We start from the raw sequence: 13,809 nt of genomic DNA, 5'->3' as shown, positions 1-13,809 counted from the left end.
ACCGATGCAAGACCACATCGAAAGGAACACCATGGCTCGCTCCGACGTCCTAGTCTCCGCTGACTGGGCTGAGCAGAACCTCAACACCCCCAAGACCGTTTTTGTCGAGGTGGACGAGGACACCAGCGCATACGACGGCGGCCACATCGAGGGTGCAGTCAAGCTCGACTGGCGCAAGGACCTCCAGGACGGCGTCCGACGCGACTTCCTGAACCAGGAGCAGTTCTCGGATCTGCTCTCCGCCAAAGGCATTGCGAACGACGACACCGTCGTTCTCTACGGTGGCAACAACAACTGGTTCGCCGCTTACGCTTACTGGTACTTCAAGCTGTACGGCCACCAGGACATCAAGCTGATCGACGGCGGCCGCAAGAAGTGGGAACTCGACGGACGCCCGCTCTCCAAGGACGCAGTCAACCGCGAAGCCACGCAGTACAAGGCAGAGACCCCCGACTTCTCGATCCGCGCTTTCCGCGACGAGGTCATCGACGCCATCGGCAGCAAGAACCTCGTCGACGTTCGTAGCCCTGACGAGTTCTCCGGCAAGATCCTCGCTCCCGCCCACCTTCCGCAGGAGCAGGCGCAGCAGCGTGGCCACGTCCCCGGAGCCATCAACATCCCGTGGAGCACCACCGCCAACGAGGACGGCACCTTCAAGTCGGACGACGACCTCGCCAAGCTGTACGCGGAAAAGGGCTTCGACGACACCAAGGAAACGATCGCCTACTGCCGCATCGGCGAGCGTTCGAGCCACACCTGGTTCGTCCTGCAGGAGATCCTCGGCAAGAACAACGTCAAGAACTACGACGGCAGCTGGGTCGAATACGGCTCACTCGTCGGCGCACCGATCGAATTGGGAGCCTGATCATGTGTGGAGCACCTACCCAGGGCCAGACCCTGCCTGCCGGCGTCGACGTCGAGAAGGAAACGGTCATCACCGGCCGCGTTCTCGCAGCTGACGGCCAGCCCATCGGCGGCGCATTCGTGCGTCTGCTCGACGGCTCCGGAGAGTTCACGGCCGAGGTCGTGGCATCGGGAACCGGCGATTTCCGCTTCTTCGCCGCTCCGGGCGAGTGGACCGTGCGTGCACTGTCCAGCTCGGGCAACGGCACCTCCACCGTCGCTCCCGAGGGCTCGGGCGTGCACAACGTGGACGTGACCGTCAGCAAGTAATTCCTGCTTTGTCAGGCGGCCCCGCACCCCTCCGGTGCGGGGCCTTCTGCATTCCGGCTCCCGATTTTTCCGGTCGGTCGCCGCGGTCTAAGATGTACCCGTGGTCATTTTCTTCGAGGTACTCCTCGCACTCGCATCCGTCATGATCGCTTGGTTCTCCGTGTACGTCGTGTACCGCTTGGTCACCGACGAGTCGTGAGTCAGGCTCCGGATTCAGGGTCCGACGCGACCGCTGACGATTCCGCCGCTGCAGGTGCCGTGAGGCGCGGCAGCGGGGACGAAGCTGTCGCCATCGCCGTCGAGCGCTCCAAGTCGACGGCGTCGCTCAACATTCCGACCCTGCCGGACCTTCCGTTGCCGGAGGACACCGCAAACCTGCGCCTCGGCCCGGATATCAATCCCGAACTCCTCGCGCTTCTCCCCCTCGTCGGTGTCTGGCGCGGCGAAGGTGAAGGACACGACGAGAACGGCGACTACGCCTTCGGTCAGCAGATCGTCATCTCGCACGACGGCGGCCCGTACCTCAATTGGGAGTCCCGGTCCTGGCGCCTCGACGCCGAGGGCAAGTACGTGAGCCCCGATCTGCGCGAGAGCGGTTACTGGCGCATGGGCGGCGACGGCATCCCGGGCAGCGTCAACCAGGAAGTGGTCGAACTCCTGCTCAGCCACAGCTCCGGCGTCGTCGAAATGTACTACGGCCGTGCGCTCACCCAGGCGTCGTGGGAACTTGCCACCGACGTGGTGATCCGCAGCCAGTCCGGTGCACTGTACGGCGGCGCGAAGCGTCTGTACGGCATCGTCGAAGGCGGCGACCTCGCGTACGTCGAAGAGCGGATCATGTCTGACGGTGGCCTGGAACCGCGTCTCTCGGCCCGCCTGACGCGCTACATCGGCTAGCTCTGCTGTGCGCCTTTATTAACCCCCGGCGGTTAATAAAGGCGCACAGCAGATTTATCCACAGGCACCGACAAATTCCACAGGCGGGCTTCGGAGCGGCATCTTCGACCGATTCTTGTCGGTCCGCGATCTGACGGTATTCGCATGAGCTGCGACTACATCGATCCTGATCTCCGAAGACTCTTCGACTTCCAGCACGGACTCGCGACCAACAAACAACTACGCCCTTTCGGCTATTCACCGCGCCGCATCCAACATCTGGTCGGATCGGGTCAATGGACTTCCGTCCTCCACGGCGTTCAATCCAGCACCAACGGGCCGCTCAACCGAGCAATGATTCTCGAGGCCGCACTGCTGTTCGGCGGCGGAGAGACTTACCTGAGCCACCGGACTGCAGCTGAAGAGTGGGGACTCACGCACATCGAGTCCGAACTGCCGATCCACATCACGGTCCGATACGGCAGATCCTCCCGCTGTCAGAGTCCGACGGTCAGACCCGAACGCTCCCCGGCGCGCCCCGTTCCGTTGGGGTGGTCCACTGCCCATCCCGGAGTGATCGTTCATCGTTCACGCGCTCAGGCCCACATCGGCGTTGCCACTCAGCCTGCTCGTACTTCGCTGGCCGACACCGCAATTGACCTGGCGGTTGCAGAGCCGTCGGCTCGCGACGCCGCTCGTTCTCTGATTCGCTCCGCCACGGCGTGCAAAGTGTCACGGATGGAATTGCGCACCCGAATGGAATGCCGCCGGCCGAGGCGATATGTCAAAGCGCTGTCCTCGACATTGGACCTGTTGGATCGCGGTGTCCAGTCGGTACTCGAACATCGCTACGCAATCGAGGTCGAGCGCGCACACGGTTTGCCGGAAGCACGACGGCAATCGCCGGTCCTCGTCGATGGGAGAACTCTCTACGAGGACGTCGACTACCGCAATTGCGGTGTCGCACTGATCGTTCGACTCGACGGATTTGCCTTCCACTCTTCTCGGGCGACTGCGCTGCGGGATCGTCGGCGAGGAAACGCATCCGAACTGTCAGGCAACGCCACACTGGTCTTCGGTTGGGAGGAGGTGGAGGGGGCCTCGTGCCGAACTGCAGCCGAGGTCAGAGCGATCCTCGAGCGCGGTGGATGGTGGGGGCCTAATCCTTGTCCACGCTGTGCGCCTTTATTAACCGCCGGGGGTTGATAAAGGCGCACGGCACGAAGCGACCCCCGAGCCACACCCACGCTTTCGCGCGGATCCCGGTCGGACTGATCGGGGGCTCGGGGGTCGGGTGGCTGCCTGGGATTCGCCGGCCGCTCACGCGGTAAGTGAATTCCATCAGCGATTGCGGCTAGCTGGCAGCCACCTCACGCGTCCGTCTGTACTTCAATTTCAGACCACCTCCTTCCTTGTGTACAGGAGAAAGTACGCCCACTTCACGATGACGGCAACGTATTTTCCACAGAAACTTTTCCGACGCATATCACCTGGTCAGCTGGTGTGCCGTCCGGAAGTTGGTGGGTGACGACAACAACGGTTCGCGAAGAATCGACCAGCGTTGCGTCGCGACTGAGCAACTCGCGGAGCAACTGATCGCCCGCCTCCGCGTCCATGTGCTCGGTCGGCTCGTCGAGCAGCAGTACCTCCGCGGGCGAGACGATCGCGCGCGCCAACAGCAACCGACGACGCTCACCGCCCGAAACCGCTCGCATGCCGCCGACCAGGTAGGTGTCGAGCCCTTCCGGCAGTTCCGACAGCCAGTCGCCGAGACCAACTGCGGCAAGTGCCTTCTCCGCGTCCTCGGCGGTGAGGTCACCCCGCGCAACGCGCAGGTTCTCGAGGACCGACGTCTCGAAGAGGTGTGCGTCTTCGGCGAAGTACCCGACGTGCCTGCGCAGTTCGGCCGGATCGACTTCCGAAACATCCACTCCGCCAACGCGCACTGTTCCCGCGATAGGCGGCAGCAGTCCCGCCATCGTCATCAGCGCGGTGGTCTTTCCGGATCCGCTCTCGCCGACGACGGCAACACGAGCACCGCGAGGAAGATCCACCGACAGCGGTTCGGTCACCTTTCCCCCGGGCCAACCCGCCCGCAACGCGTGCACACTCAGGACCCCGTCCTCCGGCCACGCACGATTTCCTTCAACGTGTTCGGCGTCGGCTCGATCGAGTACCGCCATGATGCGTGCCGACGCCAGCCGCGCCTTGGTCAATGCCACCGCCGCGCTGGGCAGTATCGCGGTTCCCTCGAAAGCCGACAGCGGAAGCAGTACAAGGATTCCCATGGACATCGGTGACATGTCGGTGGTTCCGTACAGCGTAATTCCGATCAACAGGGCACCGAGGACGCTCACGCCGATTGCCAGGGGCGTCGCCGCGGCGGCAAAGGCACTCGGTACCGCCGCGCGATCGGTTGCATCGACCACCTCGTTCTCGGCGGACACAGCCTCGCTCACCGCCTGATCCAAGCGACCCGATACCCGGAGCTCGGCGGAATGGTCGAGGGCGGTCACCGCGGACTCACTGAATCGCGCTGCGGCAGCAGAACTGTCGGCCTCGGCGAGACGAGCAGCACGAGCCGAAAGCCAGGGTGCCGCGATCCCGGACACCGCCAGCGCAACAGCCAGGATGAGCGCGGCCGGAACCGAGATGAACAACAGGATTCCCACCGCAGCAAACGCGAGGACAATCGAGACCGCAATCGGGATCAGTGCTTTGACGACGACGTCGCCCAGTGCATCCACGTCGGCGCCCGTACGTGAGAGCAGGTCACCGCGTCGTAGTCCGGCTGCTGCCGCGGGATCTCCTGCGGCCAACTGCTGGTAGATCCTCGATCGCGCCGCGGTGGTTCCGCGCAACGCGACGTCGTGCGTCGTCAATCGTTCGAGATAGCGGAAGACACCACGTGAGATTCCCAATGCGCGTACGGCAACTACCGCAACACTGAGATCGAGAACGGGGGGCATCTCCCAAGCACGCGTGATCAACCATGCGGACAGCGCGGCCAAGGCGAGTGCGCTACCGAGTGTTGCCACACCCGCCGCTACCGCCGTCAGTACGCGTCGTGGCCGAAGTTCCAGTAGCCGCAGAGCACGCAGAAGCGGATCGTGAGCGTCACTTCTCATGAGCGCGCACCTCGACGATCCGGTCAGCTGCGGCAAGCACACTCGGACGGTGGCCGATCACGACAACGGTGTCGCCACGCTCCGCCCGTGCTCTCAGAGAAGCCAACACTGTCCCTTCCGAATCCGAGTCGAGGTGAGCGGTGGGTTCGTCCAGGACAAGAACTGCGCGGTCCGAGGCAAGCACGCGTGTCAGTGCCAGCCGTTGCCGCTGCCCCAAAGACAGACCTGTACCGCCGACGCCGATCACGGTCTCGACGCCCGCAGGCAGCTCGGCCAGTACCGCGTCGAATCCCGTCGCAGCAGCGGCGTGGGTCAGTGCTTGCGCATCGACGACCCCGGTGAGATCGAGATTTTCACGAACGGTGCCGGGTAGGAGGACCGGATGCTGGGGAAGCCAGGCCAACTGACTCCACCACGCGTGCTCGTCCAGGTCTCGGACATCGACGCCGGCGACCGTCACACGCCCACTGCTCGGTTCGATCAACCCGAGCAGCGCGTGCACTGCCGTCGACTTGCCGCAGCCGTTGGGACCGGTGAGCACGGTGATCGCCCCTGGCGATGCCACGGCGGAAAGTCGAGACGGTGCGACTCCCCCACGAGAGGCCACACCGAGTCCGTCGAAGACGATGTCGGCGCCTCGAGCGACCACCGTCGTGCTACCACCCTCCGGCGCGGCAGAATCCGCCTCGATAACCTCGAATGCCTTGTCGGCTGCCGCCATTCCGTCCTCGGCGGCGTGGAACTGGGTTCCCACCATCCGAAGTGGCAGGTACACCTCGGGGGCGAGGATCAACGCGACTATCCCCGGCTCGAGTGACATGTCGCCGTACACCAGTCGCAAGCCGATACTCACGGCCACCAACGCGACGCAGAGCGTTGCGAGCAGTTCCAGCACCATCGAGGACAGGAACGCGACGCGGAGAGCTGACATCGTCGTTCGCCGATGAGCGTCACCGAGTTCACGGACGCGCTCGGCAGGACCTTGCTGACGACCGAGCGCCCGCAGCGTCGGCAAACCGGCAAGGAGATCGAGCAGTTGCGAAGACAACGTGGTCATCGCTGCCAGCGTCTTCTCCGACTTACCCTTTGTCAGCAGGCCGATCAGAATCATGAAGATGGGGATCAGCGGCAGCGTCACGAAGATGATGACCGCAGACGTCATGTCCTGCACCGCAATGACTATCAGGGTGATGGGTGTCAGCGTCACCGACAAGACCAGGGCCGGAAGGTATCCCGTCAGGTACGGACCAAGGCCGTCGACACCTCGGGTGACCACGGTCGCGATCTCGTCACGCCGCGGATCCAGATCGCGAGGACTCATCGCCGTCGCCGACGTCAGCACGCCGTTCTTGATCTCGGCAACGACGCGAGTCGACGCCCGGTGCGCATACCTGGTCTGCAGCCAGGTCCCCAGAACTCGGACCGCCACAGCTGCGGCGAGAACAACCAATTCGGTTGTCCACGAGGAAACATCCACAGTTCGAGTGGTGATCACTCCGGCCAGCACCCGGCCGATCATGAGCGCCGCGACGATGACCATCACGACGTTCACCATCGACAGAGCAACAGTCAGGATCAGGTAGCCGCGCGCAGAAGCGGAATGTCGCCACAGCCGCGGGTCGATCGGCCCCCGGCGACGCTCCCGAGTGGTGGGAGCGTCGCCTACTTCGATTGTCACGTGAATTCGACCGTCAGTTCTTTCGTGTTTCGAATGTGTCGTGATTCAGGGTTCGTGACTACCACGTCTTCTCCTTGAATCGGAGACCGATCGACGCCGGAATCTGCTTGGAGGAGATGCGCTGTCGGAACACCCAGTACGTCCAGCCCTGGTAGATGATCACCACCGGTGTCATGAATGCCGCGGCCCACGTCATCACCTTGAGCGTGTACGGACTCGACGACGCGTTCTCGATGGTCAGGCTGTACGCCGGATCAAGCGTCGACGGCATGACGTTCGGGAACAGCGAGGCGAACAGCAGCACGACAGTGGCGATGACGGCCACACAGGTGAGAACGAAAGCCCAGCCTTCGCGCTCGGCCCGCGTCAGGAAGACGACGCCGATCAGTGCCGCAGCAGCGGCGGCTACCAGAATCCACGTCCATCCCTTGCCGTAGGCGAGTTGCGTCCAGAGGACGAATCCGCCGGCGACCGGAATAGCCGGAATTGCCAGTCGTGCGGCAATTTTCACGGCGTCTTCACGAACCTCGTCGGCACTCTTGAGTGCCAGGAACACTGCGCCGTGGAGAGCGAACACCAGCGCGGTGGTCAGACCGCCGAGCAGCGCGTACGGATTGAGCAGATCGAAGAATCCCGACTCGACCTGCTTGTCGGCGTTGATCGCCACGCCCCGAACGATGTTCGCGAAAGCCACGCCCCAGAGAACTGCCGGGACCCAGGAGCCGAAGATGATGCCCCAGTCGCAACGCTGACGCCACTTGTCGTCGTCGATCTTGCTCCGCCATTCGATGGCGCAGATCCGAACGATCAAGGCCACCAGGATGATCAGCAGCGGTAGATAGAACCCGGAGAACAACGTCGCGTACCACTCCGGAAATGCCGCGAACATCGCGCCACCGGCCGTGATCAGCCACACTTCGTTGCCGTCCCACACCGGGCCGATCGTGTTGAGCGCTACCCGTCGACGCGTATCGGCCGGGAGGTCACTGCCTCTGCCGACGATCGGCATGAGCATCCCGACACCGAAGTCGAACCCTTCGAGGACGAAGTAACCGATGAACAGTACTGCGACGAGCACGAACCATACTTCTTGAAGTCCCATGATCGCCTCCTAGTACGCGAACGACAGTTGTTTGGGCTTGTCCGGATCTTCCGGCTCGTCATGATCTGCATCGCCTGGTGGATGCATGTCGTGCTCCAACGGGCCTTCCTTCGCGTACCGCACGATCAGCTTGAACCAGACCACACCCAGCGCTCCGTACAGGAGGGTGAAGGTGATCAGCGAAGCCCAGACGGTAGCCGACGCGTGGTCCGAAACACCTTGGTCGACAGTGAGTCTGATCATGTCGACGCCGGTCGGGTTGGGATGCACCACCCAGGGCTGACGGCCCATCTCGGTGAAGATCCAGCCGGCGCTGTTCGCCATGAACGGAGTGGGGATCGCGACCAGGCTGAGGATTCCGAACCACTTCTGGTCCGGGACCCGCCCCTTACGAGTGACCCACAGTCCCGCGAGAGCCAGTGCTGCCGAACCGGCGGCGAGGCCGATCATGGCGCGGAAAGACCAGTACGTGACAAAGAGATTCGGTCGGTAGTTACCCGGTCCGAAGTCCTGCTCCGCCTGCTCCTGCAGTTGGTTCACGCCTTGCAGTTCGACGCCGGTGAACTTGCCCTCGGCCAACCATGGAAGAACGAACGGCACCTTCAGAACGTGCGTCACGCTGTCACAGTTGTTGTGAGTACCGATAGTGAGGATCGAGAAGTCCGGATCCATCTCGGTGTCGCACAGCGATTCCGCCGACGCCATCTTCATGGGTTGCTGCTGGAACATGAGCTTGCCTTGGACGTCACCGGTGTAGATGATTCCGATTCCGGCCACGATCATGACGAGCAACGCGAATCGTGTTGCCGGACGGTACATCGTGCGCGCGTCGGACTCGAGGCGTTCGGCTTCGGCGGCCTCAGCCTGCTTGGCGCGGCGCATGTTCCGCACCATCCACCAACCACTGATGCCGGCAACAAACGTCGCCGCCGTCAGGAAGGCGCCGGCAACCGCGTGCGGGAAGGCAGCGAGAGCGGTGTTGTTGGTCAGCAGCTCCCAGATACTGGTGAGCTCGGCACGACCCGTTTCAGGGTTGTACGTCGCACCGACCGGATGCTGCATGAACGAGTTGGCCGCGATGATGAAGAACGCCGACGCGTTGACGCCGATCGCCACGAGCCAAATGCACGCCAGGTGTACAAGTTTGGGCAGCCTGCCCCAACCGAAGATCCAGAGTCCGATGAAGACGGACTCCATGAAGAAGGCGACAAGGCCTTCCAATGCGAGCGGAGCTCCGAAGACGTCACCGACGAATCGCGAGTACTCGCTCCAGTTCATGCCGAACTGGAACTCCTGCACGATGCCGGTGGCTACACCGAGTGCGAAGTTGATGAGGAAAAGCTTGCCGAAGAACTTGGTGAGCCGATACCAGTGGTCCTTTTTGGTGACCACCCACATCGTCTGCATGATCGCGATCATCGGCGCAAGTCCGATGGTCAGCGGAACAAGGATGAAGTGGTAGACGGTAGTGATACCGAACTGCCACCTGGAGACGTCCAAAGTATCCATTGGCTACTCCGAGAGTAGGGCCCTGGGACAGGCTTCGGGGTTCGAGACGCGGGCAGTCGCTCGGCCCCTGCGGACACGGTACTGCTGTCCGGTTTGGACCGCAGGACTTTGCTACTACCAAATGTAGTAGAGACCTGTCGCGATTCCTATTCGCCTATCGCCCTGCTGAATCCGAATCAATTGCACGTTCAACCAATTCCGCGAATTCCCCGGAGACCTTCGGCTCTGGCAATGTGAGCCCGTCGAGTGTATGGACGCGTGCGGCCAGCGTGACGCTCGAAACCATCCACACTCCGTCGGCCGCAATCAAATCCGCAGGTCGGAGGGTTTCGTATCGGCAATCGAAGCGAGCACTGCCGGCAACGTCGAACAGGGCGCGCTGCGTAGTGCCCATCAAAATGCCCTGTGCGGGAGGCGGTGTGATCAAAGTCCTGTCCCGAACGATCACCACCGTCGAGCGTGGCCCCTCCAACACATTGCCCTCGGAACTGACGAAGATCACATCGTCAGCACCCAAATTCGCCGCATATCGAAGCGCTGCCATGTTGGTTGCGTACGACAACGTCTTCGCGCCCAGTAGCTGCCAGGGTGCCCGGGCAGAGAGATCGACAGAGAAACCTCGCTCGAGAGTCATCACCGACAACCCCGATTCGCGGACCTGTCTGACCCGATCGGCCACCGGACCGACCATCACGAAGGCTGTCGGCTTGTCGCCGCTCTCACGGCCGCGGGTCAGAACGAGACGAAGGGCGCCTTCCTTCTCGGTCCCCCATTCCTCGGCAGCCATCTCGATCGCCAGACGCCAATCATCGAGAACCGGAGCGGGCAGGCCGAGTGCCCGTGCGCTCAGAACCAGTCGACTCAGGTGTCCCTCGACCACCCGGGCGCGGCCGTCGCGTACCAACAGCGTCTCGAAGACTCCGTCGCCGCGCACCACCGCCAGGTCGTCGGCGTGCAGAAACGGTGCGTCAGCATCGAGCACCTCATGGTCGAGAGTCACCAATACGCGATCAGGCATGCCATCAACCCTAACGATCCGCCAAGCCGCCGGGGCCGCCCTGTAACCGCGATCCCGCCCACACTCCTAGACTGGTCTCGTGGTCGACAACGCTCTTGTGCCCAACAGCCCACTTCTGACTTCCCCCGGCGCGGTCACCGCACCGGACGGTTCGGCCGACATCGGTGTCGCGTGGCACTACGGCGATCCTCTCGGCGAACAGCGAACCGCGCAGCGCGCAGCAGTGGTGGTCGACCGCAGTCACAGATTCGTGATCGCCATTCCCGGCGACGAACGCCTCACGTGGCTGCACACGATTTCGAGCCAGCACATCGCCGCGCTCCCCGACGGCAAGAGTGCCGAGAACTTGAGCCTGGACGTCAACGGACGCGTCGAGCACCACTTCGTGCAGACGGACCTGGCAGGTGTCACCTGGATCGACACCGAGGCCGACCGCGGACCCGACCTTCTCTCCTTCTTGAAGAAGATGGTGTTCTGGTCCAAGGCCGAACCTCGAGACGGCAACGAACTCGCGGTCCTGAGCCTGATCGGACCCGAAGCGTCAACTGTCCTCGCCGCACTCGAGGTTCAGACACCCACCGAGGCCTACGACGCTCACGCCTTGGCCGACGGCGGATTTGTCCGCCGCATGCCGTGGCCTACCGAGAACTCTTTCGACCTTCTCGTCCCACGTGAGCAACTGGCAGCGTGGTGGACCAGGCTGACCGATGCCGGCGCCAAGCCCGCCGGCAGTTGGGCCTTCGAGGCACTGCGCGTCGAAGCGACGAGGCCTCGCCTCGGACTGGACACCGACGAACGGACCATCCCGCACGAGGTCCACTGGATCGGTGGGCCGGCCGAGCACGGCGCCGTCCACCTCGACAAGGGGTGCTACCGCGGTCAGGAAACCGTCGCCCGGGTTCACAATCTCGGCAAGCCCCCGCGCCATCTCGTCATGTTGCACCTCGACGGCAGCGCCGAAGCCGTCCCGGAACCGGGTGACCCGATCACGGCGGGCGGACGGGCCGTCGGACGCGTCGGGACCGTCGTCAATCATCACGAGCTCGGCCCCATCGCACTCGCTCTGATCAAGCGCAACATCCCGGTCGACACCGAACTGATGGCCGGCCCCAGCGCTGCGTCCATCGATCCGGATTCGATCGTGGCGGACGACGCACCCCAGGCCGGACGTGAGGCTGTCAACCGATTGCGCGGAAAGTGACGGGCACGGTCGACGCGGTCTGCGTCGTCCACACCGAACGTGACAGTGGCGTCAGGCGAGTCCCCCGTACCGCGATCGACAAGCGTCCCGTCGACGGCCGCGTCGCGGTCGGCCGACTCGGTCTGGGTGGCGACTACGTCTGCGACACCGAGTTCCACGGCGGCGCCTTCCAAGCTGTCTACGCGTATCAGCGCGACGAAGCGCAGCGCTGGTCGGACGAATTGGGCCGACCTCTCGGCCCCGGATGGTTCGGCGAGAATCTTCACATCAGCGGGATGCTCGTCACGGACGCCGTGATCGGCGAGCGTTGGCACATCACCGGAGCCGAGGCGTCGGACGTTCTCGAACTCGAGGTGACTGCTCCCCGCGTCCCGTGCGGCACCTTCGGCATCTGGGCCGCGGAAAAGGGCTGGGTCAAAAGATTCACCGAGCGGACCGACGTCGGCGCCTACCTTCGCGTCAACCGGACCGGCACGATCGCCGCGGGCGATTCGGTCACCCGAGTCCACGTACCGGATCACGGAGTGACTGTTCGAGAGGTCTTCGCCGGAACGGACCCTGAGCGGCTTCGACGGCTGCTCGCAGAACACACCGACCTTGCACCGAACGTCACCGCGCGCGTCCAGAGGTTCATCGAACAAGCAGAAGCGCAGGTGCACTCGTGAGTATCGAATTGGTGGAAGTGGTCCGCTCCGGATTCCGCGAATGCGTGCATCGCGGATCGGCCGTCATTCTCGGCGCCGACGGCGAGGTCGTTGTCGGACTCGGGGAAATTCACACACCCATCTACCCGCGCTCGGCGAACAAGCCGCTGCAAGCCGTCGCTGCGCTTCGTAACGGCTTTGCACCCACCAGTCCGGAAGAGCTGGCCGTCGCGTCGTCCTCACATGCGGGCGAGGCCGATCACATCGAACTGGTCGCAGCGCTTCTCGCTCGCTACCAACTCGGTGTCGACCAGTTGCAGTGCCCCTCCGATCTGCCGGGCAACGAACTGGCCCGAGCCGAACTGATCGCAGCGGGCGAGCTTCCCAGCCCGATCTACATGACCTGCTCGGGCAAGCACTCCGCGATGCTCGCCACGTGCGTCGTGAACGACTGGCCGCTCGAGACGTACATGGAGCCGACTCATCCCCTGCAGCTCGCGATCCAGGAGACGATCTTCGAACTCAGCGGCGAGGAAGAGCAGGAACTCGGCATCGACGGTTGCGGCCTCCCGATCGTGCCGCTCTCGCTCACGAACCTGGCGCGGGCATTCGGACGCCTGCCCTCAGCTGAGCCCGACTCACCCGAACGAGCTGTGGCCGACGCGGTCCGCGAGAACCCTTTCCTCGTCTCGGGCACCGGCCGCAACGATCAGCGCCTGATGTCCGCCGTGCCGGGTCTGTTCTCCAAGACCGGATACGACGGCATCTACGCCGGAGCGCTTCCCGACGGTTCCGCTTTCGCCCTCAAGATCGACGACGGTCACGAGCGGGCGCTCCTGCCCTTGGCGGCAGCTCTGCTCAAGCGGATGAACACCGAGTGGACCGAGGAGTTGGCGGCTCTCGCATCCGCTCCGGTCTTCGGCGGCGACGCCCGAGTGGGGACGATTCGCGCAATTCCCGGAAACTTCTGAGCAGTTCTCACAAAGTTCTGACGAGTTCTTTCAGCATCCTGGCAGCTCGCGGCCATAGTGAGAGCAATCAGACACGGCGGTGAGGCCTTCGTGGAAGCGGAAGCGACTTTTCCACGCTAGAGTGTGTGTCAGGAAACTTACACACTCAAACGGGGCCGCCAAATTCCCCAGGCCGCCCCGCGAAAGCGCGAGGGGGTCAGCCATGGGCCGCGGCCGGGCTAAGGCAAAGCAGACCAAGGTTGCACGCGAATTGAAATACAGCGTACCGACCACGGATTTCGACAGCCTGCAAAGAGAGCTCGCAGGTGGATCGACCAACTCGCATCGGAGCAGTGTCCGATCGGACCAGACTTCCGATAGGGAAGGGCATGCGCGAGAGGACGACTACGACGACTGGCGGCGTTGACCGCGCACTGCCACCGCGCAGACTGTGAAATGAGGAAGAGCTGATCGCTCTTCCTCATTTTTGCGTTCGATTTTCCGCCTCGCGCCTGCTTGTACGGACACAC

General features: G+C 63.4%; 13 protein-coding genes. 8 read left to right on the top strand and 5 right to left on the bottom strand.

All coding sequences use genetic code 11. From position 1 onward, the window contains the following. The first annotated feature begins 31 nt into the window (after positions 1-31). The 4 genes from ABH939_RS02590 (at position 32) to ABH939_RS02575 (ending at position 3,255) form a co-directional block, all read left to right on the top strand. The gene (locus tag ABH939_RS02590; protein ID WP_003939859.1) at positions 32-865 is read left to right on the top strand and encodes a sulfurtransferase; all 834 of its coding nucleotides are present in this window, start codon (positions 32-34) and stop codon (positions 863-865) included. A gap of 2 nt (positions 866-867) precedes the next feature. Beyond that, on the top strand, positions 868-1,173 hold the full coding sequence (locus ABH939_RS02585; RefSeq protein WP_003939797.1) for a DUF1416 domain-containing protein: 306 nt from the start codon (positions 868-870) through the stop codon (positions 1,171-1,173). Between the two features lie 258 nt (positions 1,174-1,431). Then, on the top strand, positions 1,432-2,070 hold the full coding sequence (locus ABH939_RS02580) for an FABP family protein (RefSeq protein ID WP_039973378.1): 639 nt from the start codon (positions 1,432-1,434) through the stop codon (positions 2,068-2,070). A 144-nt stretch (positions 2,071-2,214) separates the two neighbouring features. Beyond that, positions 2,215-3,255 carry a hypothetical protein gene (locus tag ABH939_RS02575; protein WP_404649286.1) on the top strand — a complete coding sequence of 347 codons (1,041 nt, stop codon included), beginning with the start codon at positions 2,215-2,217 and terminating at the stop codon, positions 3,253-3,255. Positions 3,256-3,488: 233 nt separating this feature from the next. Here the strand turns inward: ABH939_RS02575 and cydC are convergent, their stop codons facing one another. From cydC to ABH939_RS02550, 5 genes are all read right to left on the bottom strand, one after another. Then, positions 3,489-5,177, bottom strand: a complete 1,689-nt coding sequence (cydC, locus tag ABH939_RS02570) for a thiol reductant ABC exporter subunit CydC (protein ID WP_404649285.1) — start codon at positions 5,175-5,177, stop codon at positions 3,489-3,491. Continuing rightward, positions 5,167-6,855 carry a thiol reductant ABC exporter subunit CydD gene (gene cydD / locus ABH939_RS02565; protein ID WP_118606518.1) on the bottom strand — a complete coding sequence of 563 codons (1,689 nt, stop codon included), beginning with the start codon at positions 6,853-6,855 and terminating at the stop codon, positions 5,167-5,169. The genes cydC and cydD overlap by 11 nt, the downstream gene beginning before the upstream one ends. Positions 6,856-6,913: 58 nt before the next feature. After that, a complete protein-coding gene (gene cydB / locus ABH939_RS02560; RefSeq protein WP_003939727.1) occupies positions 6,914-7,957 on the bottom strand; it encodes a cytochrome d ubiquinol oxidase subunit II in 1,044 nt (347 codons plus the stop codon). Positions 7,958-7,966: 9 nt separating this feature from the next. Continuing rightward, positions 7,967-9,466 (bottom strand): cytochrome ubiquinol oxidase subunit I, encoded by a 1,500-nt coding sequence (locus tag ABH939_RS02555; RefSeq protein ID WP_003939875.1) that lies wholly within the window; start codon positions 9,464-9,466, stop codon positions 7,967-7,969. Positions 9,467-9,620: 154 nt separating this feature from the next. Beyond that, a complete protein-coding gene (locus ABH939_RS02550) occupies positions 9,621-10,484 on the bottom strand; it encodes an aminodeoxychorismate lyase (RefSeq protein WP_007733829.1) in 864 nt (287 codons plus the stop codon). Positions 10,485-10,563: 79 nt separating this feature from the next. Here ABH939_RS02550 and ABH939_RS02545 point away from each other — a divergent pair, with 79 nt between their 5' ends. The 4 genes from ABH939_RS02545 (at position 10,564) to ABH939_RS02530 (ending at position 13,706) form a co-directional block, all read left to right on the top strand. Beyond that, positions 10,564-11,685, top strand: coding sequence for a folate-binding protein YgfZ (locus tag ABH939_RS02545; protein WP_083056788.1), 1,122 nt, complete (start codon positions 10,564-10,566; stop codon positions 11,683-11,685). After that, positions 11,682-12,350 carry an MOSC domain-containing protein gene (locus tag ABH939_RS02540; RefSeq protein ID WP_030535239.1) on the top strand — a complete coding sequence of 223 codons (669 nt, stop codon included), beginning with the start codon at positions 11,682-11,684 and terminating at the stop codon, positions 12,348-12,350. The genes ABH939_RS02545 and ABH939_RS02540 overlap by 4 nt, the downstream gene beginning before the upstream one ends. Further along, on the top strand, positions 12,347-13,300 hold the full coding sequence (locus ABH939_RS02535; protein ID WP_404649283.1) for an asparaginase: 954 nt from the start codon (positions 12,347-12,349) through the stop codon (positions 13,298-13,300). The genes ABH939_RS02540 and ABH939_RS02535 overlap by 4 nt, the downstream gene beginning before the upstream one ends. Positions 13,301-13,502: 202 nt before the next feature. Continuing rightward, complete coding sequence (locus tag ABH939_RS02530; protein ID WP_003940337.1) at positions 13,503-13,706, top strand: DUF3073 domain-containing protein; 204 nt, start codon at positions 13,503-13,505, stop codon at positions 13,704-13,706. Positions 13,707-13,809: the final 103 nt, after the last annotated feature.

Origin of the sequence: Rhodococcus sp. 27YEA6 (assembly GCF_044908235.1) — a bacterium.
In the GTDB taxonomy this organism is placed as follows: domain Bacteria; phylum Actinomycetota; class Actinomycetes; order Mycobacteriales; family Mycobacteriaceae; genus Rhodococcus_F; species Rhodococcus_F qingshengii.
Note: the sequence above shows the minus strand (reverse complement) of the source record. Positions and strands in the feature narration are given on the sequence as shown.